Annotated in this window: 21 protein-coding genes; 18 read left to right on the forward strand and 3 right to left on the reverse strand. The window is 66.6% G+C overall.

What is annotated here, in order from left to right:
* Positions 1-92 precede the first annotated feature (92 nt).
* From CHB65_RS07055 to CHB65_RS07140, 18 genes are all read left to right on the forward strand, one after another.
* A complete protein-coding gene (locus tag CHB65_RS07055) occupies positions 93-851 on the forward strand; it encodes a DUF120 domain-containing protein (RefSeq protein WP_089384356.1) in 759 nt (252 codons plus the stop codon).
* Positions 851-1,588, forward strand: coding sequence for a 3,4-dihydroxy-2-butanone-4-phosphate synthase (ribB, locus tag CHB65_RS07060; protein WP_089384357.1), 738 nt, complete (start codon positions 851-853; stop codon positions 1,586-1,588). The genes CHB65_RS07055 and ribB overlap by 1 nt, the downstream gene beginning before the upstream one ends.
* 66 nt (positions 1,589-1,654) lie before the next feature.
* Positions 1,655-2,272: a 5-(carboxyamino)imidazole ribonucleotide mutase gene (gene purE, locus CHB65_RS07065; RefSeq protein ID WP_089384358.1), complete on the forward strand. Its 618-nt coding sequence runs from the start codon at positions 1,655-1,657 to the stop codon at positions 2,270-2,272.
* A gap of 143 nt (positions 2,273-2,415) precedes the next feature.
* Positions 2,416-2,835: an NADH-quinone oxidoreductase subunit A gene (locus CHB65_RS07070; RefSeq protein WP_089384359.1), complete on the forward strand. Its 420-nt coding sequence runs from the start codon at positions 2,416-2,418 to the stop codon at positions 2,833-2,835.
* Positions 2,832-3,533 carry an NADH-quinone oxidoreductase subunit B gene (locus tag CHB65_RS07075; protein ID WP_089384360.1) on the forward strand — a complete coding sequence of 234 codons (702 nt, stop codon included), beginning with the start codon at positions 2,832-2,834 and terminating at the stop codon, positions 3,531-3,533. The genes CHB65_RS07070 and CHB65_RS07075 overlap by 4 nt, the downstream gene beginning before the upstream one ends.
* Positions 3,530-5,197, forward strand: a complete 1,668-nt coding sequence (locus CHB65_RS07080; RefSeq protein ID WP_089384361.1) for an NADH-quinone oxidoreductase subunit D — start codon at positions 3,530-3,532, stop codon at positions 5,195-5,197. The genes CHB65_RS07075 and CHB65_RS07080 overlap by 4 nt, the downstream gene beginning before the upstream one ends.
* Positions 5,197-6,270 (forward strand): complex I subunit 1/NuoH family protein, encoded by a 1,074-nt coding sequence (locus CHB65_RS07085; protein ID WP_089384362.1) that lies wholly within the window; start codon positions 5,197-5,199, stop codon positions 6,268-6,270. Before CHB65_RS07080 ends, CHB65_RS07085 begins: the two co-directional genes overlap by 1 nt.
* Positions 6,270-6,731 carry a NuoI/complex I 23 kDa subunit family protein gene (locus CHB65_RS07090; RefSeq protein ID WP_089384363.1) on the forward strand — a complete coding sequence of 154 codons (462 nt, stop codon included), beginning with the start codon at positions 6,270-6,272 and terminating at the stop codon, positions 6,729-6,731. The genes CHB65_RS07085 and CHB65_RS07090 overlap by 1 nt, the downstream gene beginning before the upstream one ends.
* Before the next feature lie 49 nt (positions 6,732-6,780).
* The gene (locus tag CHB65_RS07095) at positions 6,781-7,047 is read left to right on the forward strand and encodes an NADH-quinone oxidoreductase subunit J (RefSeq protein WP_089384364.1); all 267 of its coding nucleotides are present in this window, start codon (positions 6,781-6,783) and stop codon (positions 7,045-7,047) included.
* Positions 7,044-7,394: a hypothetical protein gene (locus CHB65_RS07100; RefSeq protein ID WP_089384365.1), complete on the forward strand. Its 351-nt coding sequence runs from the start codon at positions 7,044-7,046 to the stop codon at positions 7,392-7,394. Before CHB65_RS07095 ends, CHB65_RS07100 begins: the two co-directional genes overlap by 4 nt.
* Complete coding sequence (nuoK, locus tag CHB65_RS07105) at positions 7,394-7,696, forward strand: NADH-quinone oxidoreductase subunit NuoK (RefSeq protein ID WP_089384366.1); 303 nt, start codon at positions 7,394-7,396, stop codon at positions 7,694-7,696. The genes CHB65_RS07100 and nuoK overlap by 1 nt, the downstream gene beginning before the upstream one ends.
* Before the next feature lie 2 nt (positions 7,697-7,698).
* Positions 7,699-9,732, forward strand: coding sequence for an NADH-quinone oxidoreductase subunit L (gene nuoL / locus CHB65_RS07110; protein WP_089384367.1), 2,034 nt, complete (start codon positions 7,699-7,701; stop codon positions 9,730-9,732).
* Positions 9,733-11,268, forward strand: a complete 1,536-nt coding sequence (locus CHB65_RS07115) for a complex I subunit 4 family protein (RefSeq protein ID WP_089384368.1) — start codon at positions 9,733-9,735, stop codon at positions 11,266-11,268.
* On the forward strand, positions 11,261-12,772 hold the full coding sequence (locus CHB65_RS07120) for an NADH-quinone oxidoreductase subunit N (protein WP_089384369.1): 1,512 nt from the start codon (positions 11,261-11,263) through the stop codon (positions 12,770-12,772). Before CHB65_RS07115 ends, CHB65_RS07120 begins: the two co-directional genes overlap by 8 nt.
* 54 nt (positions 12,773-12,826) lie before the next feature.
* Positions 12,827-14,008 (forward strand): MFS transporter, encoded by a 1,182-nt coding sequence (locus CHB65_RS07125; RefSeq protein ID WP_089384370.1) that lies wholly within the window; start codon positions 12,827-12,829, stop codon positions 14,006-14,008.
* Positions 14,009-14,113: 105 nt separating this feature from the next.
* Positions 14,114-15,262 carry a glycosyltransferase family protein gene (locus CHB65_RS07130; RefSeq protein WP_089384371.1) on the forward strand — a complete coding sequence of 383 codons (1,149 nt, stop codon included), beginning with the start codon at positions 14,114-14,116 and terminating at the stop codon, positions 15,260-15,262.
* On the forward strand, positions 15,259-15,816 hold the full coding sequence (locus CHB65_RS07135; RefSeq protein WP_089384372.1) for a DUF7109 family protein: 558 nt from the start codon (positions 15,259-15,261) through the stop codon (positions 15,814-15,816). The genes CHB65_RS07130 and CHB65_RS07135 overlap by 4 nt, the downstream gene beginning before the upstream one ends.
* 74 nt (positions 15,817-15,890) lie before the next feature.
* On the forward strand, positions 15,891-16,490 hold the full coding sequence (locus tag CHB65_RS07140) for a CoA pyrophosphatase (protein ID WP_089384373.1): 600 nt from the start codon (positions 15,891-15,893) through the stop codon (positions 16,488-16,490).
* 95 nt (positions 16,491-16,585) lie between these two features.
* On the opposite strand, the gene CHB65_RS07145 is transcribed toward CHB65_RS07140, so the two are convergent.
* The 3 genes from CHB65_RS07145 to CHB65_RS07155 all read right to left on the reverse strand — a co-directional run bounded on the left by CHB65_RS07145 (position 16,586) and on the right by CHB65_RS07155 (position 20,020).
* Complete coding sequence (locus tag CHB65_RS07145; protein ID WP_089384374.1) at positions 16,586-16,792, reverse strand: hypothetical protein; 207 nt, start codon at positions 16,790-16,792, stop codon at positions 16,586-16,588.
* A 111-nt stretch (positions 16,793-16,903) separates the two neighbouring features.
* Entirely contained in the window at positions 16,904-17,743 is an 840-nt protein-coding gene (locus CHB65_RS07150; RefSeq protein WP_089384375.1) for an endonuclease III domain-containing protein, read from the reverse strand.
* A gap of 96 nt (positions 17,744-17,839) precedes the next feature.
* Complete coding sequence (locus CHB65_RS07155; RefSeq protein ID WP_089384376.1) at positions 17,840-20,020, reverse strand: heterodisulfide reductase-related iron-sulfur binding cluster; 2,181 nt, start codon at positions 20,018-20,020, stop codon at positions 17,840-17,842.
* Between the last annotated feature and the right edge of the window lie 304 nt (positions 20,021-20,324).

Consider the following 20,324-nt stretch of genomic DNA (forward strand, 5'->3'; position numbering starts at 1 on the left):
CGCCTCGTGTTGGCACACTGTCAGGCCGTTCCAATTTTGAGATGTATCCCATATCCGTTATCCTTTTGAACGCCGCCGGCGAACGATCAGATATGTCAGAACCGACGACGAGGGACCTCGATCCGGCGGTGCTCGCGGCGCTCAAACACGTCGCGCTTGCCGGACGATTGACGGAGACGAAGGTGTCGTGTGCGGCGCTCGCCGACCGGCTCGGGGCGTCCACACAGACCGCGTCCCGTCGGCTCCAGACGCTCGAATCCGTGGGGATGATCGAACGCGACGTCGTCGGCGACGGCCAGTGGATCACGATCACCGACGCCGGAGAGCGCGCCCTCCGCGCGGAGTACAGCGACTACCGTCGGCTCTTCGAGACCGAGGTCGAACTCGTCCTGTCCGGAGCCGTCACCGAGGGCATGGGCGAGGGAAAACACTACATCACGCTCGACGGCTACGCCGAGCAGTTCCGGGAGCGTCTCGGCTACGAGCCGTTCCCCGGCACGCTCAACGTCGAACTCGACGCCGAGAGCGTTCGTCGGCGCGGGGAGCTGGACGCCGTCGATGCCGTTCCGATCGACGCTTGGGAGGACGGTGACCGCACGTACGGCGCGGCGACCTGTCACGCGGTCACGCTCCACGCGGCCGATCGACGATACGATCGGGCCCACGCGATCGTCCCCGACCGAACCCATCACGACGAGGACAAACTCGAACTGATCGCCCCCGACCGCCTTCGTGACGCGCTGGCGCTCGTCGACGGCGGCGAGATCGAGATCCGGATCGCCCAGTCGGGACGTGCCGATCGCCCCGAGGGGACGGACACGGAGGAGTCGCTTCCGACGGAGGTGGCGTGATGCGTGCCGACGTGAACGACGGCGAATCGGATCCCGACCCGATCGCCAGCGACGTGGGCTCCGCCAGCGACCCGCGGGGCGATCTCGAGCGGGCGCTTTCGGCCTTCGCGGCCGGCAACCCCGTCTGTGTCCATGACTTCGCCGATCGCGAGGGCGAGACGGACGTGATCTATCCGGCCGCCGCGGTCGACCCGGCGGCGGTCGCACACATGCGAAACGACGCGGGGGGTCTCGTCTGCGTCGCCGTCGGGGCCCACGTCGCCGACGCGTTCGGCCTGCCGTTCCTCGCCGACACGATCGACCATCCCGCGGCGGAGGACACGCCCGAATACGACGACCGATCGTCGTTCTCGCTGCCGGTCAACCACCGCGACACGTTCACCGGGATCACCGACGCCGACCGTGCACGCACGATCGTCGCGCTGGCCGACGCGGCCGCGGCCGTCGAGCGCGACCCGGCCGCGTACACGCCGACGACCTTCGCCGCGGAGTTCCGCGCGCCCGGACACGTTCACCTGCTTCGCGGCGCGAACGGCGGCGTTCGCGAGCGCGTCGGTCACACCGAACTGGGGCTCGCGCTCGCCGACGCCGCCGGGCTCGCGCCCGCGGTCGTCGTCTGTGAGATGCTCGACGACGCGACCGGCGAGGCGCTTTCGCCGGCGGATGCCGCCGCCTACGCCGCCCGACACGACATTCCCTACGTCGAGGGGGCCGACCTCGTTGAGGCGCTTCGGTAGGTCACGACCGCGGATCGGCCACCCCGGACCGCTGGTTCCTTATCGGTCACCATCGAACGACCCGTCATGACCACGGTTACCGATCTCATCGACCGGCTGGAAGCGGAGGCGGCGGCGGACGTGGATCCGGAAGCGACCCCCGACGTCGGGATCATCATGGGCTCCGATTCGGACCTTCCCGTCATGGACGGCGCACACGAGGCGCTGGCGGAGATCGGCTTCGCCGAGCAGACCGACTTCGACTCGCCGCCGTCGGCCCGCTTCACCTACGAGAGCTACGTCGTCTCCGCCCACCGAACGCCGGAACTGATGTACGCGTACGCGGGAACGGCGGCCGATCGCGGGATCGAGGTCGTCATCGCGGGCGCGGGCGGGAAATCCGCCGACCTGCCGAACATGACCGCCTCCATCGCGTACCCGATCCCGGTCATCGGGGTCCCGGTCCAGGAGAAGTCGGTCGATTCGGTGATCGGGATGCCGACGGGCGCACCCATCGTCGCGGTCGACGCCGGCAAGTCGTTCAACGCGGGGCTCTCCGCGGCGCAGATCCTCGCCCGTGAACACGAACCGATCAGGAAGCGACTGATCGAGTATCACGAGAATTTACAAGGCGATGTTGCAGCGGTCTCGGCGGACCTGCACGACCTCGGTGTCGACGGGTTCCGCGAGAAACACGATCGGTGAGCCACATAGCTGACGCGCCATGGCGGGGAGCAGAAGCATGTCACTGCTGGAGCGGAGCGACGTGAGTATTGCTGCGCCTGCGCGAACGAGAATCAACGCTTATGAGGGGGCGGTCCAAACCCCAGCACGTTACGGAGACCTACATGAGCGATTGGATAGCGATCGGCGCACTGGCGGCCGTCGGCCTCCTCATCCCGGTAGCGATGATGGTAGTGTCGGCGCTGCTCCGTCCAAGCGTGCCGGAAACAGGAAAAAGTACCACCTACGAGTCCGGCGAGACGCCGACGGGCACGACGCGGATCCGGTTCAACATTCAGTACTACATGGTCGCGTTGTTGTTCGTCGTCTTCGACATCGAGACCGTGCTGTTGTTCCCGTGGGTTACGATCTACCGGCCGGCCCTCGAAGCGGGCGTTCCGATGATCGACCTGCTGTGGCCGATGCTCGCGTTCGTCGGCATCCTCGCCATCGGACTCGTCTGGGCGTGGCGGACGGGCGCGGTCAAATGGACCAGAAGCCCCCGCGCGACCCGCAGAAAAACGGAGCGTGAAGTCAACCAATGAGCAGCGAACAGCAACCGTTTATTACCGACGAATCGCGCGTGGTCACCGAGACCCGAGACAGCCGCATGACGGGACAGGGCGACCGGTTTAACTCCCGGCTGCGGGAGGCGTTCGGGTCCTCGCCGTTTATCCTCACCAAGTTCGATAAGTTCCTGAACTGGTGTCGTGGCTCCTCGATGTTCATGCTGCAGTTCGGGATCGCCTGCTGCAGCATCGAGATGATGCACACCTACGCGGTGAAACACGACCTCGACCGCTTCGGCAGCGGGGTTCCCCGCGCGTCACCGCGGCAGGCCGACGTGATGATCGTCCCCGGCACGATCGTCTCGAAGTTCGCCCCGCGGATGAAACGCGTCTACGACCAGATGCCCGAGCCGAAGTTCGTCGTCGGGATGGGCTCGTGTACCATCTCCGGCGGCCCCTTCCAGGAGGGATACAACGTCATCAAGGGCGCGGAGGAGGTCATCCCGATGGACATTCACGTCCCCGGCTGTCCCCCGCGTCCCGAGGCGCTCGTCTACGGCGTCGTCAAACTCCAGGAGCGCGTCGCCAACGGCGAGGCCGCCCCGGTGACCGTCAAGCCCTACGAGCTCGAACAGTTCGGCGACCTCGAACGCGACGAGCTGGTCGAGGCGCTCGTCGACCAGATCGACGAAGACGAACTCGTTATGCGATACAACTTCGCTGATTCGCCATGAGCCTGGAACCGCTCGACTCCCCCGACGCCGACGTCATTCCGGATCACACCCCGGAGGAGCTTGAGGCGCTGCTCGGTGACCTCGTGCTCGCTCGCGACGACCACCTGAACGCACCCGGGTTCGTCATCCGACCGGACACCGTTCAGGAGACGCTCTCGATCCTCAAAGAGCAGGCCGGCTACGATCACCTCTCGCTCGTCTCCGCCCAGGAGTACGAGAACCGCTATGAGTCGATCTATCACCTGAAGAAGTTCGACGACCCGACCCAGGAGGTGAGCGTCGTCGTCCCCGCCGATAAGGACAACCCGGTCTCACAGTCCGGTGAAGCCGTCTTCCGGACGGCCGACTGGCACGAGCGCGAGGCGTACGACCTCGTCGGGATCGAGTACGACGACCATCCCGACCTCCGTCGGATCCTCCTCCCGGAGACGTGGCAGGGCCATCCGCTCTCGCTCGATTACGACATGAACCAGCCGCAGATCGCGGCGCTGCCGGCACACGTCAACCCGATCCAGGACCACCATCGGGACGACGAGTCGGACACGATGTTCCTCAACATCGGTCCCCACCACCCGGCGACCCACGGCGTGCTCCATTTAAAAACGGTGCTCGACGGCGAACAGGTCGTCGACGTCGAGTCCGACATCGGCTACCTCCACCGGTGTGAGGAGCAGATGGCCCAGAGCGGAACCTACCGCCACCAGATCATGCCGTACCCCGATCGGTGGGACTACATCTCGGCGGGGCTGTTAAACGAATGGGCGTACGCACGCGCGGCCGAGGACCTCGCGGACATCGAGGTCCCCGAGTACGCACAGGTCATCCGCACCATGGGCGCGGAGATGTGCCGTATCGCCGCGCACATGTTGGCGTTGGCGACGTTCGCGCTCGACGTGAACGGCGACTTCACCGCGACGTTCATGTACGCGATCAACGACCGCGAGCGCGTGCAGAACCTCCTGGAGGATCTCACGGGCCAGCGGCTCATGTTCAACTACTTCCGGCTCGGCGGGGTCGTCTGGGACCTCCCCGAACCGCGCGAGGAGTTCTTCTCGAAGACGCGCGACTTCCTCGACCAGCTGCCCGGAAACATCGAGGAGTACCACAACCTCGTCACCTCGAACGAGATCTTCCAGATGCGGACGATCGACACCGGCATCCTGCCGCCGGAGGTCGCAAAGAACTACGGCGCGACCGGTCCGGTCCTGCGCGGTTCGGGCGTCGATTACGACCTCCGCCGTGACGACCCCTACGGCTACTACGACGAACTCGACTGGGACGTCATCACCGAGGACGGCTGTGACAACTACAGCCGCCTGCTCGTCCGGATGCAGGAGGTCGAGGAGTCCGCGAAGATCATCGGACAGTGTGTCGACCTGCTGGAGGACTGGCCGGAGGACGAGCGAACGATCCAGGCGAACGTCCCGCGCACCCTGCGCCCGGACGACGACACCGAGGTCTACCGCGCCGTCGAGGCCGCAAAGGGCGAACTCGGGATCTACATCCGATCGGACGGGACGGACAAGCCGGCGCGATTCAAGATCCGCTCGCCGTGTTTCTCGAACCTGCAGACGCTGCCGGAGATGGCGAACGGGGAGTACATCCCTGACGTGATCGCCGCGCTCGGCAGCCTGGACATCGTGCTCGGGGAGGTGGACCGCTAATGGCGGACGCCCCGGCACAGCTGTTCCCCGAGTTCCTCGTCGACACCTTCGGGCTGCCGGGCGTGCTCGGCGAGGTCGTCGCGGCGCTGATCGCGGCGTTCGTCGTCGGCAACATCGTCCTCGCGTTTACCGGCGTCGCCGGTCCGTGGGCGAAACGGAAGATCACGGCGGCGTTCACGGACCGGATCGCCGTCAGCCGGGTCGGCCCGTTCGGGCTGCTCATCATCCCGGCGTCGGCGGTCCAGCTCCTCGCGAAGGAGCTCATCGTTCCCGAGGGCGTCGACCGCCCGACGTGGGACCTCGCGCCGATCATCCTGCCGGCCTCGGCGCTGCTCGGGTTCGCGGTCATTCCGATGGGACAGATCGGGCCGGTGAACCTCCATCTCGCGGATCCGGAGGTCGGATTCGCGCTCGTGTTCGCGTTCGCCTCCATCGCCTCCGTCTCGTTGGTGATGGCGGGCTACGGCTCGAACAACAAGTACTCCATGCTCGGCGGGCTTCGTGCGGTCGCACAGAACCTCGCCTATGAGATCCCGCTCATCGTCACCGCGATGTCGGTCGTGATCTTCGCGGGGACGTTGGAGATGAGCGGCATCGTCGCCGCCCAGAGCGAGACGCTCGTTTCGATCGGTGGCTTCGACATTCCGGCGTGGTACGCGCTCGTAAATCCGTTCGCGTTCGTGTTGTTCCTCGCGGCGAACATGGCGGAGATCGGCCGCAACCCGTTCGACATCCCGGAGGCACCGACGGAGATCGTCGCGGGGTATCAGACGGAGTACTCCTCGTCGTATTTCGTGTTGTTCTACCTCGGCGAGTTCGTCCACATCTTCCTCGGCGGGGCGATCCTCGCGGTGACGTTCCTCGGCGGTCCCGCCGGCCCCGGCCCGGAGAGCATTAGCTTCCTCTGGTTCGTGGTGAAAGTCTGGGGCTTCTTCCTGTTCACGCAGTGGTGCCGCTCGGCGCTGCCGCGTGTCCGCATCGACCAGCTGATCGAGATCGGCTGGAAGGGGATGCTCGTGTTATCGTTCGCGAACCTGGTGCTCACGGCCGTAATCGTGGGGGTGATCGCATAATGATCGGATTAATGAAATCGATGGCAACGACGATGAAACACGCCCTGGACGGCAAGACGTACACGGTGAAATACCCCGAGGACGCCCCGGACGTCAGTCCCCGGTTCCGCGGCGTCCACAAGTTCAGCCAGGAGCGGTGTATCTGGTGTCGACAGTGTGAGAACGTCTGTCCGAACGATACGATCCAGATCGTTCAGGACGACCAGCGCAACGGCGAGCAGTACAACCTCCACATCGGCCAGTGTATCTACTGCCGGCTGTGTGAGGAGGTCTGTCCGGTGGATGCGATCCTGTTGACGCAGAACTTCGAGTTCACCGCGGACGCGAAAGACGAGTTCGTCTACAACAAAGAACAGCTCAAGAACGTCCCGTGGTACAAGGGTATCGACCCGCTCGAATCCCGTAACCCCGATCGCAGCGCGTGGATCGGCGAGGGTGACGGCGAAGTCGACTACCAGTAGCGGGACCGTCTCGAAATCTTCAAAGGGCTTCTCATAGGACACAGATACAATGGTTACTGAAACCATCGCGTTCGCGCTGTTCGCCGCGGTGACGTTGGCGTTCAGCTTGGGCGTCGTCTTGGCGCGCGACACGTTCCATGCCGCGCTGCTTTTAGGCGGTGCCCTGACGAGCGTCGCGGTGCATTACGTGATGTTGCAGGCGGAGTTCATCGCCGCCATGCAGATCCTCGTCTACGTGGGCGGGGTTCTCATCCTCGTCACGTTCGCCGTGATGCTCACGCGATCGGAACGGGAAACGGAGGTGAGTAGCACATGAGCGAGACGCGCGGATCGAACCGGATCGTCGCGGCGGTCGCGGCCGGCTCCCTGTTCGCCCTGCTGGCGATCACGGCGATCACCGCGGAGTTCGAGGAGGCGGCCGGCTTCCCCGAGGGGGAGTCGGTGATCCACAACATCGGCTACGCCCTGTTCAACCTCGGCGGTCACGACGTCGCGACGATCCCCTCCGAGGGGTTCCTCGCGGCGTTTTTGATCGTCGCCTTGGCGCTCGACGTCGCCGTTGACGGGGCGATCTATCTCGCGAAACGTGAGGAGGACGGGACGATCATCTCGGCGGTCGGGACGGCGTTCACCGACGGCGGTAAGGATGGGGGTGAGCGCTGATGGTGCCCGTTGAGTGGTATCTCATTCTCGCCTCGGCGGTGTTCTGTATCGGGCTGTTCGGCGTGCTCACCCGGCGTGATGCGCTGTATTTCCTGATGAGCGTCGAGCTCATGATGAACGCCGCGAACATCAACCTCGTCGCGTTCGCGCTCTACTACGGCGACCTGACGGGACAGGTGTTCGCGCTGTTCGTCATCGCGCTCGCCGCCGCGGAGGTCGCCATCGGCATCGGCATCATCCTCGTGTTATATCGAAACTTCGGTGAGACTGACGTGACCGTTCCGACGGAGATGAGGTGGTAACGATGGTGGACGCATTCGCATACGTTCCGGCGATCGTCTTACTGCCGTTCTTCTCGTTCCTCGTGGCGCTCGGGGGCGGCAAGTACCTCCCGAAGGGCGGCGCGTTCGGCGGCATTGCGGCGACCGCGGGATCGTTCGTGTTGTCGATCTGGGTCGCAGTGACCGTTCTCGGCGGTCGGACGTACAACGAGACGCTCTACACGTGGGCCGGCGGCGAGCAGTTCGAGTTGACCTTCGGGCTGCTCATCGACCCGCTCTCGGCGCTCATGCTCGTCATCGTGACGCTCATCGCGCTGTTGGTCCACGTGTTCTCGCTGGGCTACATGAACGACGAGGGCGAGACCGGCTTGCCGCGGTATTACGCCGGCCTCGGCCTCTTTACGGCGTCCATGCTCGGGTTCGTCGTCGCCGACAACCTGCTCATGGCGTTCATGTTCTTCGAGCTGGTCGGGCTCTGCTCGTACCTGCTCATCGGCTTCCACTTCCGGCAGGAAGGGCCGCCATCGGCGGCGAAGAAGGCGTTCTTAGTCACCCGGTTCGGGGACTACTTCTTCCTGATCGGCGTCGTCGCCGTCTTCGCGACGTTCGGCACCGCGCAGTTCGCCGGCGACGGGTCGTTCCCCGTGCTGGCCGAACAGGCGCTGAACGGCGAGTTCGACGCGTGGACGCCGCTCGGGCTCGACGTCGGCACGTGGTTCACGCTCGTGGGCCTGCTCGTGCTCGGCGGGGTCGTCGGCAAGTCCGCACAGTTCCCGCTACACACCTGGCTGCCGGACGCGATGGAGGGTCCAACGCCCGTCTCCGCGCTGATTCACGCCGCGACGATGGTCGCCGCGGGCGTCTACCTCGTCGCCCGGATGTTCGGCTTCTACGCGCTCACCCCGACGACGCTCGCGATCATCGCGTTCATCGGCGGGTTCACGGCGCTGTTCGCCGCCACGATGGGCGTCGTCAAGGAGGAGCTGAAACAGGTGCTCGCGTACTCCACCATCTCACAGTACGGCTACATGATGCTCGCGCTCGGTGCGGGTTCCTACGTCGCCGCGACCTTCCACCTGATGACCCACGCCTTCTTCAAGGCGCTGTTGTTCCTCGGGGCGGGGTCGGTGATCATCGCGATGCACCACAACGAGAACATGTGGGACATGGGCGGATTGAAGGACAAGATGCCCGTGACCTACGCCACGTTCCTCGCGGGCTCGCTCGCGCTCGCGGGGATCTTCCCGTTCTCCGGATTCTGGTCGAAAGACGAGATCCTCTATGAGGCGTTCATCCATGGCCTCAACGAGCCGCTGTTGCTTGGCGGCTGGATCATGGGACTGCTCGCGGTGCCCGTCACCGCCTTCTACACGTTCCGGATGGTCTTTTTGACCTTCCACGGGGAGCCACGCTCGGCGCTCGCGCGTGATCCCGAGCCGGTTCGCTGGAACGTGAAGGGGCCGCTGTCGGTGCTCGGCGTGCTCGCGGTCGTCGCCGGCTTCGTGAACATGGTGCCGGTCCAGAAGCTGCTCGGCGTCGAGGGGATCGACCTCCTCAGCCAGTGGCTCGACAACGAGTTCGGCGGCATCGAGGGCGTCGGGTACTCCGCGTACAACGACCTGCTCGCGACCTACGCCGGCTACGAGGCCGGCACCATCGCCGGCAGTGAGGAGATAACCCTGATCGTGGCGGCCGGGCTCGGGCTCGGGCTCGCCGTTCTCGGGCTCCTCGTCGCTTGGCTGCTCTACAGGGCCCCGGAACCGACCGAACACACCGAGAAGCTCGGCGGCGCGAAGGACGTCCTGTACAACAACTACTATCAGGACGAGTTCCAGGTGTGGCTCGCCTACCGGACCGAGGACGTCGCCGGCGGCGCGAACGTCTTCGACCAGGGCGTTATCGACGGCGTCGTCAACGGGATCTCCTCGGTCAGCCTTGCGGGCGGCGAGCGGGTTCGCCGCATCCAGACCGGGCTCGTCACCCACTACGCCGCCATGCTGACGCTCGGGCTGGTCGCGCTGATCGTCGTCCTCGGCGTTACAGGGGGGTGGTTTTAAATGATTATCGAAGCACTCATCGGATTCACGTTCGTGGCCGCGCTACTGGTCCTGCTCGCGCCGAACGAGTGGGCCGGCCGACTCGCGTTCGCACTCAGTCTGGTTCCCTTCGTCGGGAGCCTCTACCTGTGGTGGGGGTTCGAAGCCGGCGGCAACGCCCTCACGGGCGGCGCCATCGCCTTCGAGTCACGGATCGAATGGCTGGAGATCGGCGGTCGCTCGGTGTCGTGGTTCGTCGGGCTGGACGGCATTAGCCTCCCGCTCGTCGTGCTCACGACGTTCCTCGTGCCGCTGGCGATCGTCAGCGCATGGACGCCGATCGACACCCGTCAGAGCCAGTTCTACGGGTTGATGTTGTTCATGGAGGCGAACCTCTTGGGCGTCTTCATGGCGCTCGATTTCTTCCTCTGGTTCATCTTCTGGGAGGCCGTCCTCGTGCCGATGTACTTCCTCATCGGCGTCTGGGGCGGCCCGCGCCGGAAGTACGCCGCGATCAAGTTCTTCGTCTACACGAACGCGGCCTCGCTCGTCATGTTCATCGGGTTTATGGCGCTCGTCTTCGGACTCGGCGACTCGGTGAGCTCGTTCGGCCTGCCGGAGATCACCCAGGCGCTCGCGGCTGGCGAGCTCGGCATGTGGTTCGGGATTCCGCCCGAGACGCTCGCGATGGCGGCGTTCCTCGCGATGTTCTTCGGCTTCGCGGTGAAGGTGCCGATCGTCCCGGTCCACACGTGGCTGCCCGACGCCCACGTCGAGGCGCCGACGCCGGTGTCGGTGATGCTGGCCGGCGTCCTCCTGAAGATGGGGACGTACGCGCTGTTGCGGTACAACTTCACCATGCTCCCCGATCAGGCCTCGCTGCTCGCCATCCCGATCGCCGTGATCGCCGTGATCAGCGTGATCTACGGCGCGATGTTGGCGCTGGCCCAGAAGGACCTCAAGCGGATCGTCGCGTACTCGTCGGTCTCCTCGATGGGGTACGTCATCCTCGGGCTCGTCGTGTTCACGGAGTACGGGGTCGGCGGCGCGACCTTCCAGATGGTCGCACACGGCCTCATCTCGGGGCTGATGTTCATGGCCGTCGGCGTCGTCTACAACGCGACGCATACCCGGATGGTCGACGACATGGCCGGCATGGCGGATCGGATGCCCATCGCGGTCGGCATCCTCGTCGCCGGCGCGTTCGCGTACATGGGGCTGCCGCTGATGGCGGGCTTCGCCGGGGAGTTCTTCATCTTCGTCGGCGCCTTCGGCGCTGACGCGGCGCTCCCGTACGCGCCCGTCTTCACCGCGTTAGCGATGTTCGGTATCGTCATCGTCGCCGGCTACCTGCTGTCGGCGATGCAGAAGACGCTGTTCGGGCCGTTCCGGCTCGAAACCGACTACGAGGTCGGTCCCGCACCGTTCCACGACGTCGCGCCGCTCGGCGTGCTGCTCGCGGCGATCATCGTGCTCGGCGTTGCACCCGACCTGTTCTTCGAGATGATCCGTGATGCTGCGCTGCCGGTCGTCGAGGGGGTGAGCGTCGATGGTTGATCAACTCCCGCAGTGGGCGGCACTCGCGCCGGTTCTGGCGCTTGCCGCAACCGGCCTGCTGTTGCTGTTGATCGACGCGATCAAGCCGAGCGCCCGTTCGAACACGTCGATGGCGGTGACGAGCGCGCTCGGTGCGCTCGTCTCGCTCGCGTTGACCGTCTGGTTCGTCGTGGCCGGCACCGGCCACGAGGATACCGGCGGGGCGATCTACCTGTTCGCGGATGCGATCAAGGTGGACACGATGGCGTTGTTCTTCACCGCCATCTTCGCGTCGGTGACCGCGCTCGTCGTCGTCGCGGCACACGACTACTTCCACGACCACGAGAGCCCGGCGGAGTTCTACTCGCTCGTGCTCTTTTCGGCGACGGGGATGGCGTTGCTCGCGGTCGCGAACTCGCTCGCGGTCGTCTTCGTCGCCCTGGAGATGGTCTCGCTGCCCTCGTACGCGCTCGTCGGGTTCTTGAAGAAGAACCGCGGCAGCGTCGAGGCCAGCCTGAAGTACTTCCTCGTCGGGGCGGTCTCCTCGGCGATCTTCGTCTTCGGGATCTCGCTCGTCTACGCGGCGACCGGCTCGCTCATCTTAAGCGACGTCGCCGAGGGCATCGAGACGGTCGATGGGCTCGCGGGCGTCGCCGGGGCCGGGATCGTGATGATGATCGGTGGGGTGGCGTTTAAGACCGCCTCCGTACCGTTCCACTTCTGGGCGCCGGAGGCCTACGAGGGCGCGCCCGCACCCGTGAGCGCGTACCTCTCGTCGGCCTCGAAGGCGGCCGGCTTCGTCGTCGCCTTCCGCGTGTTTACGGAGGCGTTCCCGATCGGCGCGTCGATCTCGGCGGGCATCGACTGGGTGCTCGCGTTCGGTATCCTCGCGGTCGTCACGATGACGCTCGGCAACTTCGCGGCCGCCGTCCAGGAGAACGTCAAGCGGATGCTGGCGTACTCCTCGGTGGGTCACGCCGGCTACGCGCTCATCGGGCTCGCGGCGATAAGCGCCGGCGGTTCGAGCAACGACGCCGTCATGGGGGCGGCGATGGCGCACCTGCTGGTCTACGGCTTCATGAACACCGGCGCGTTCCTCTTCGTCGCGATGGCGGAGCGGTGGGGCGTCGGCCGGACCTTCGCGGACTACGCGGGGCTGGCGAAGCGCGCGCCGATCGCCTGCGTGGCGATGGCCGTGTTCATGTTCTCGCTGGCGGGGCTGCCGCCGTTTGCCGGCTTCTTCTCGAAGTACTTCCTGTTCATGGGCGCCATCGACAACGGCTTCGTCTGGCTGGCGGCCGTCGGGGCGATCAACAGCGTGATCTCGCTGTATTACTACAGCCGGATCGTCAAGGCGATGTTCCTCGATGATCCGTCCTCGGAGAGCGCGCTCGATGCGGTCGACGTGCGCCCGACGGGGCTGTACGGCGCGGTCATCTTCGCGGCGGTCGCGACGGTGCTGCTTTTGCCCGGCTTCGGGCCCGTCATCGAGACGGCCGAGGCGGCCGCTGCGGCCCTCTTCTAGGGCGCGAACCACCGCTTTCACAAGGTTTGTCATCGGGCCCGCGAAACCGCGGGTGTGTCACGGACCAGGCTGTTCGGCTCGCTGTGTGCGATGGTCTTTCTCATCAACTTCGCACGCGTCGTGTTCGCGCCGCTCGTCGGCGAGTTCATCGACGAGTTCTCCATCCGTGAGGGGACCGCGGGGCTCGTGGTTACGCTCGCGTGGCTCGGGTCGGCCTCGCCCCGGCTGCCGACCGGCTGGCTGCTCACCCGCACGAGCCGGACGAAGGTCGTCCTGCTTTCGGGGGTGGTGTTGACGCTCGGGTCGATCGGCGTCGCGGTTGCGCCCGACGTGCGGACGCTCATGGTCGCCGCCTTCTGTGTCGGGAGCGCCTCCGGCGTCTACTTTATCGCCGCGAACCCGTTCGTCTCCGAGCTGTTCCCGAGTCACGTCGGCCGCGTGCTCGGGATCCACGGGATGGCGAGCCAGCTCTCGGCGGTCGTGGCCGCACCCGTCGTCACGGTCGCGCTCTGGTACGACTGGCGGGTCGCCTTCTACGGGCTGGCGCTCGCGGCGGCGGCCACGACGGTCGTTGTCCTCGTTTTCGCCCGTGAGACTGACCTTCCACACGCCGGCGACGCGGACACCGACTTCCTCGCCGGGGCGCGCTCGGCGTGGAAGCTGATCCTCTCGGGGGTTCTCCTCATGGGGCTTACGAGCTTCGTCTGGCAGGGGCTGTTCAACTTCTATGAGCTGTACATGATCGACAAGGGGCTCCCGGCGACGACCGCACGAAACCTGCTGACGGTCGTCTTCGCGGCCGGCGTCCCCGCGTTTCTCGTCTCCGGCGACCTCGCGGATCGGCTCCCGCGGGTTCGGTATATCCTCGCGGTGATCACGGCGTTCATCCTGAGCGTGCTGGCGGTCGTGTTCGCCTCCGGGATCGTCGCCGTCGTGCTCGCGAGCGTGCTCGTCGGCTTCAGCATTCATATGCTGTTTCCGGCGACGGACGCGTACCTCCTCGGCTCGTTGCCGGACGACGTCCGCGGGTCGGCGTACGCCGTCTTCTCGGCGGGTGCGATGACGACGCAGGCGACGGGGTCGTGGGTCGTCGGCGAGGCGATCGAGTTCGGATTCGCGTACGATACGGTCTTTCTGACGCTGACGGCGGGGCTCGTCCTGCTCGTCGTCGCGTTCGCGATCCTCGATCGGGCGGGTCGGGTGCCGGGCGGTTCCGGCGGTGAGATGGCGGTCTGAGGCCACCACGAAGCCGGCATCGGGCGCGGTCAGCTGCGGCCACCGAAGCCGGCACCGGGGGAGGGTACCGTGCGGCTTTAGCCTCTCTGTCCCTAGGGATCGGTAATGGAATACGTCCAGGAGCGCGTTACGACCCTCCACGCGCTGAGGGACCATCGACCGGACGCGCCGACCGACAGGGCGGCCGTCGTGGTGCCGATGACCGAACGCGAGTACGGAACCCTCGCGGCCGAGCGCGTGCTCACCGCGTTGGAGACCGTCGATCCCGCTCGGGTGATCGTCCCCTTGCGTGCGCCGGCCGACCGGGCGCCGGCCTTTGCGGCGTGGCTCGACGGGTTCGACCTCGCGGTCGAGACGCTCTGGTGTGACGGGCCACGGCTCACGGCCCTCCTTGCCGACCGCGGCGTCAACGGCTCGCGGGGGAAGGGGCGCGACGTCTGGTTGGGGCTCGGTCGGGCGCTGGATGCGGAGTACGTCGTCGTCCACGACGCCGACACACGGACCTACTCGCCGTCGTTCGTCCACCGACTCCTGTTCCCGCTTGCACACGGCCACACGTTCTCGAAGGGCTACTACGCCCGTGTCGAGGACGGCGCGCTGTACGGGCGGCTCTTCCGGCTCTTCTTCAGGCCGCTTTTGCGGGCACTCGCACGCAACCGCGACCGCGACGTGCTCGCCTACCTGGAGTCGTTCCGCTACGCGCTCGCCGGCGAGTTCGCCGCGACGACGGACCTGATCGAGCGGCTCCGCCTGCAGCGGGGATGGGGGTTGGAGGTCGGCACGCTCGGGGAGGCGTTCGCCCACGCCGGCTTCGAGGGGAGCGCGCAGGTCGACCTCGGCCGGTACGAACACGACCACCGTTCCGTCGACGGGCCGACCGGCCTCGCGGATATGAGCGAGGCTGTCGGGGCCGCGACGCTTCGGGTGGCCGAAGAACACGGCGTCGAGATCGACTATTCGAGCCTGCCGGAACGCTATCGGGCGGAGGCGAGGCGGCTCGTCCGCGGCTATGAGGCCGACGCGGCGTTCAACGGGCTCGAGTACGACCGCGACGGGGAGCGGACACAGGTCGAGCGGTACGCCGAGGCCATCGCGAAGCCGGGGCCGGACACACGCTTGCCGGCGTGGCGGGAGGCCCCGCTGTCGCCGGCGGCGGTGGCCGATGCGGCCCGTGCGGACCTCGCCGATGCGCGTGAGGGGAGATCGGTGGACCGCCGTCATCACGGCGACCCGGGGGAGACGGTCGACCCGTGAGCGACGACGGCCCGAGCGTCCTCGCCCGTGACGAGCTCGCGGGCGTCGTCGAGCGGTTCGGCGCGCTCACCCGATCGGAGCTTTCCGACGCGCTCTCCGAACTCGCGTTTAAACGCCGAACGGAGGTCGACCCCGAGGCGGTTGACGCCGCGATCTCGCTCGCGCTGGCGGAGTACGTGCTCGTCCCCGCGCCGGCGGACGCGGTTCGGGAGGTGACCGGGGAGTCGGCGGACGGTTCGGGCGAAGATCAGGCGGGATCCCGACACGAGGACCTCCTCGCGATCGGGCCGGCCGCGTTCCCGACGCCGCCGCCGGACGTGGAGGACCTCCCGCACATCCTCTCGATCCCCGATCGACGCGTCGACCGTGACGCGCTCGCAGAGGCGACGCTCGACCGGTTTCGGGACGAGGTCGACGCCGCGGTCGGCACGGACGATGCGGACGCCGCGGACCGATTGACCGTCCTTCTGGAGGTGAGCTACGACATCGAGGCGTGGGCGGCCGTCGACGTCTCGGCGGTTCGCGAGCGGATCCTCGCGGCGATCGACGGCTGAGGGGTGCTTCGGTGGCGTTCCCACTGACTCGGGATCGGAGAAACGTTAAGACCCCCAGCGCACCTTTCTCCCGTATGGACCTGTCGGGGCTTCGTCGGCACGAGCCGGTTTCGATCGCGGGCGCACAGCGGGAGGCCGCGGTGTTAGCGCCCGTGATCGACCGCGCCGGGGAGCCCCAGCTGCTGTTTACGAAGCGGGCTGAACACCTCGGACGGCATCCCGGACAGATGAGCTTTCCCGGCGGCGGTCGCGAGGCGGTCGATGGGACGCTGGTCGAGACCGCGCTTCGGGAGGCGAACGAGGAGGTCGCGCTCGACCCCGCAAGCGTCGAGATCGTCGGCCGGCTCGACGACATCCGGACGAGCACCGATTACGCGGTTCGGCCGTTCGTCGGCGTCGCCCCCGACGCCGAGTTCGTTCCCGACGAGTCCGAGGTCGCGGAGATCGTCGTCCTGCCGGTCGCCGAACTCACCGACCCGGCGAACTACGAGTCCGAACAGCGTGACCACCCGGAGTACGGCACCCATCGTATCCACTTTTTCCACGTCGACGGCTACACCGTCTGGGGGGCGACCGGCCGGATGGTCGTCCAACTCCTGGAGCTTGCGACCGACTGGCGGATGCCCCCCGAGCCGGATCGGGTCGTCGACCCCGACGCCGACCTGCCGGTGTAACGATCTCTGGCAACCACCGAATCCGCTGACCCTTTTTATATTCCATCCATCCGCACACGAGTGAGTATATAAACCGCCGGTCGACACACTCGTGACTACACATACGGATCGGCCGCCTCGGCCAACACATACGGATCGGCCGCCTCGGCCAACATCCTCGGCGCGGTCCGGTGAGCGCCCGCATACGGGCGCGAACCGAGCGCGAGGGAGGCACGGCGGGCGGCGAGCGGAGACCGCTCGCTCGCCGCCCGCCTGCCGAGGCTGGGGAGGGCTGAGGCTCCCGTTTCCATCCCCGCCTTCACTACCGGATGGCCGATGAGTCGTTTATAAGCGATCGAGTCACCCTTCTTACTCGCCCGATGGCTCCGCCGTTCGGTCGATCCCCACTGATCACTTATAAACACCTCCGCTCCTCACCCGTCCACCGTCTCCGCCGGGTCCACGACCGTCCCCGCCTCCGGATCGACGCCGACGCGGTCACAGAGGCTATATAAGGGACAGGCCTCCGGGCCGTCCAGACAGGCCTCCGGGCCGTCCAGACAGGCCGGCTTCCGCGCCGTGCAGTACTCGCGGCCGAACTGGATCATGGCGGTGTGGCCGAATCCACACGCGGCGGGCGGGACGGCGGCCTCGATCGCCTCCCGAACCCCCTCGTGGTCCGCCTCCGGCGGGGCCAGCCCCATCCGCCGCGCGATCCGGTGGACGTGCGTATCGACTGGAAAGACCCCGTCGCGCCCGCCGGCGAACAGCAACACGCAGTCGGCGGTCTTCGGCCCGACACCCGAGATCGACAACAGCGTCTCGCGAACCTCGCTCGGGTCGCCGTCGGCGACGTAGTCGTCGAAGGCGGTCGTCGAACCGAACTCCCCGCAGGCCCATTCGGCCGCCTCGATGATGACCCGCGACTTCTGGTTATATAAGCCGGCGGCGGCGATGACCTCGGCCAACTCCTCCCGATCGGCGCCTGCAAGCCGCTCGGCGAGCCCCTCAGCCGGCCCGTAGCGCTCCATGAGCGCGTCGTGGGCGGGCTGGCTCGCGACGTCGGAGGTGTTCTGTGAGAGGATCGTCCGGACCAGACACTCGAAGCCGTCCTGTCCGCCGTACGCCTTCCGCCAATAGCGGTCGCCGAGCGCGTCAACGACCCTCGCCGCGCGGGTGGGGCCGTCGCCGTCGTCGCCGGCGGTGGCGATATCGAGTTCCCGTCCGCCACCACCCGGGCCGCCGCTGATGTTCACGTCGGGCTCGTCGGGCATGGACGATCGTTCGGCCGCATCGGCTAAAAATCGCCGGGTGATATCCCATCCCCGTCGAACTCGGGATACTCGTGTGAACGCCCGTAGTGGGTGCTATTACGCGTCCAACGCCTCGATCAACAGCTCCGCGACGTCGACGATCTCGAGGTCGTCCTCGAAGCCGCCGGTCTTGCGGCCGTCCTCGAACATGGTCGTACACATCGGGCAGGCGACGACGAACTTCTCGATCGCGTCGCCCGCGGCGGTGTCCTCGACGGCCTCGCGCAGCCGCTCCTCGCTCGGTTTGATCTCCTCGTCGTAGTCGATCCACAGCCCGCCGCCGCCGCCGCCACAGCAGAACGAGGACTCGTGCGAGCGCGGCATCTCGTGCAGCGTCGCGCCGGTCGCACGGATCAGCTCACGGGGGGCCTCGTACTCGTCGTTGTACCGACCGAGGTGGCAGGGGTCGTGATAGGTGACGGTGTACTCGAGTTCGTCGCCCGAGAGCCCGAGCCGACCCGCCTGCACCAGCTCCTCGACGACCTGCGTCCAGTGTTTCACAGCCGTCTCGCCGTCGGGGTTCCACGGCTCCTCGCGGTCAAACGGCATCACCGGGTCGTCGGCGAACGCCGCGAAGTCGACCTCGGGGTACTCGTTTTTGATCGTGTTGTACGAGTGCGGGTCCGTACAGACGATCGTCTCGAAGGAGCACTCCTCGAATGTCTCGACGTGGTGGCCCGCGAGTTCGAGGTAGAGGAACTCCTCGCCGATCCGCCGGATGTCGTTGCCGTCGTTTCGCTCGTCATCGAAGAGGATCCCGAACTCGACGTCGGCGGCGTCGAAGATGCGGGCGAGCGCCCGGGCGACCGCGTGGTTTCGGTCGTCGTAGCTCGGGTAGTCGCCGACGTACCAGAGGTATTCGACCTCCTGCTCGCGGGCGTCCGGTACCTCGACGTCCTCCAGCTCGTCGGTCCAGTCGGCCCGGCTGGCCGCCGACTCGCCGAAGGTGTTGCCGGTCCGCATGACGTCCTGAAAGACGTCCTGCACGTTGGTGTCGACCGCGCCCTCATCGACGAGCTGCCGGTTCATCCGGGTGAAGGAGGTGAGGTGTTCGATGTCGACCGGACAGGCGTCCATGCAGGCCATACAGGACATGCATGACTCCATCGACTCGGCGGCGATCACGCCGCCCGACTCCGCGACGATGGGGACGGTTCCGCCGTCGGAGGCGGTGGCGGAGGCAGCCACGCCGCCGTCGGTGACCGCCCCCTTCGAGCGGCCGACGACCGGGTCGTCCGTCACCGACTCCCGGTATGCCTTGAGATCGAGGATCACGTCTCTGGGGTCGAGGGGTCGCCCGACGGTGTCGGCCGGACAGGCGTCGGTACAGCGGCCACACTTCGTACATGCGTCGCCGTCCATGAGCTCCTTCCAGGTGAAGTCCTCGATGGATTCGGCGTTCGTCTGGTCGAGATCGGCGGGGACGTTCGGGAGCCGCGCGCCCGCCTTCTCGTCGCTGGCGACGACGTTCGCGAACGAGGAGATCATGTGGAACGGCTTCGCGTAGGGGATCCACGCGATGAACGCGAACGCGAGCAGCGAGTGGTGCCACCAGACCACGCCGTAGATCGCTTCCGCACCCGCCTGGGTCAGGCCGGCCCACTGGAGGCCGGCCGCCATCGCCATGCCGACGAACGAAACCGTCTCGCCGGCGCGCTCCGGTTGGCCGACGATCCCGACCGCCTGCACGAGGAAGCCGCCGACGCCGAGCAGAAAGAGCGTCCAGATGAACGCGTCGTCCTCCAAGGAGGTGTGTTTGCCCCAGAGCCGTCCCTCGCGGTTCCGGTATCGCTTGTACATCGCCATCCCGACGCCGACGACGAACAGCAGCCCGAAGGCGTCGACGACGAACTGGTAGGCGAGATAGAAGTCGCCGACCCAGAAGGACTCGCCGGTCAGCGGCCGGTAGACGTCGATGTCGAACCCGAGGATCGCGGTGGCGACGACGAGGACGAGAAACCCCCAGAGGACGAAGGTGTGCATGATCCCCGCATAGAGGTCGCGGTCGTACTGCTTCTCGTTCGAGAGCACGGTCTTCGTCGCGGCGAGGGTTCGCCGTGGGAGCTCGGAGAGCCGGTCCTGAGGGTCGGCGCGCCCGCGGGAGTAGGCGGCGAAGCGCGCGTAGACGCCGTAGAGGAAGACGAGGATCGCTACCGCGGCGAGCCAGTAGAACGCGGCTTTCCCGACGGGGCCGATCGTCCAGAACGTCTCCCGTGTGGCGGCCTGTAAGGGAGTCATGATCGATCACCCGAGTACGGATCGGTTAAAACTTACCACGAGAGAGGATCTCCGGAGAACCGATCAGCGCACTCGATCGGCGGTATTCAGCGCGCAGACGGCGGCTTACGCGTGTTTCGAACGGGATCGGAACGCTAACCGCTCACGTCCCGTGCCGTTCTGCGGCGAACGCCGATCGATTCGTCAAACCGCGATATTGGGGTCGCGGGACGTGTATATCAAACTCCGACGGGGGCGACGAACCTCGATATTTCACTCACATGGGAATTTGTGGACTGGCGGCCGGGTCGGGTGGGCGCCGTCC

Origin of the sequence: Halorubrum vacuolatum (assembly GCF_900188065.1) — an archaeon.
Classification (GTDB): Archaea; Halobacteriota; Halobacteria; order Halobacteriales; family Haloferacaceae; genus Halorubrum; species Halorubrum vacuolatum.

Excerpts from the sequence above, each read along its gene's own strand:
- CHB65_RS07085 (WP_089384362.1), top strand. The coding sequence starts at position 5,197 with ATGGCGGACGCCCCGGCACAGCTGTTCCCCGAGTTCCTCGTCGACACC.
- CHB65_RS07155 (WP_089384376.1), bottom strand. The coding sequence starts at position 20,020 with ATGACTCCCTTACAGGCCGCCACACGGGAGACGTTCTGGACGATCGGC.
- CHB65_RS07075 (WP_089384360.1), top strand. The coding sequence starts at position 2,832 with ATGAGCAGCGAACAGCAACCGTTTATTACCGACGAATCGCGCGTGGTC.
- ribB (WP_089384357.1), top strand. The coding sequence starts at position 851 with ATGCGTGCCGACGTGAACGACGGCGAATCGGATCCCGACCCGATCGCC.
- CHB65_RS07055 (WP_089384356.1), top strand. The coding sequence starts at position 93 with ATGTCAGAACCGACGACGAGGGACCTCGATCCGGCGGTGCTCGCGGCG.
- CHB65_RS07090 (WP_089384363.1), top strand. The coding sequence starts at position 6,270 with ATGATCGGATTAATGAAATCGATGGCAACGACGATGAAACACGCCCTG.
- CHB65_RS07130 (WP_089384371.1), top strand. The coding sequence starts at position 14,114 with ATGGAATACGTCCAGGAGCGCGTTACGACCCTCCACGCGCTGAGGGAC.
- nuoK (WP_089384366.1), top strand. The coding sequence starts at position 7,394 with ATGGTGCCCGTTGAGTGGTATCTCATTCTCGCCTCGGCGGTGTTCTGT.
- CHB65_RS07115 (WP_089384368.1), top strand. The coding sequence starts at position 9,733 with ATGATTATCGAAGCACTCATCGGATTCACGTTCGTGGCCGCGCTACTG.
- CHB65_RS07140 (WP_089384373.1), top strand. The coding sequence starts at position 15,891 with ATGGACCTGTCGGGGCTTCGTCGGCACGAGCCGGTTTCGATCGCGGGC.
- CHB65_RS07080 (WP_089384361.1), top strand. The coding sequence starts at position 3,530 with ATGAGCCTGGAACCGCTCGACTCCCCCGACGCCGACGTCATTCCGGAT.
- nuoL (WP_089384367.1), top strand. The coding sequence starts at position 7,699 with ATGGTGGACGCATTCGCATACGTTCCGGCGATCGTCTTACTGCCGTTC.
- purE (WP_089384358.1), top strand. The coding sequence starts at position 1,655 with ATGACCACGGTTACCGATCTCATCGACCGGCTGGAAGCGGAGGCGGCG.
- CHB65_RS07120 (WP_089384369.1), top strand. The coding sequence starts at position 11,261 with ATGGTTGATCAACTCCCGCAGTGGGCGGCACTCGCGCCGGTTCTGGCG.
- CHB65_RS07100 (WP_089384365.1), top strand. The coding sequence starts at position 7,044 with ATGAGCGAGACGCGCGGATCGAACCGGATCGTCGCGGCGGTCGCGGCC.
- CHB65_RS07150 (WP_089384375.1), bottom strand. The coding sequence starts at position 17,743 with ATGCCCGACGAGCCCGACGTGAACATCAGCGGCGGCCCGGGTGGTGGC.
- CHB65_RS07070 (WP_089384359.1), top strand. The coding sequence starts at position 2,416 with ATGAGCGATTGGATAGCGATCGGCGCACTGGCGGCCGTCGGCCTCCTC.
- CHB65_RS07095 (WP_089384364.1), top strand. The coding sequence starts at position 6,781 with ATGGTTACTGAAACCATCGCGTTCGCGCTGTTCGCCGCGGTGACGTTG.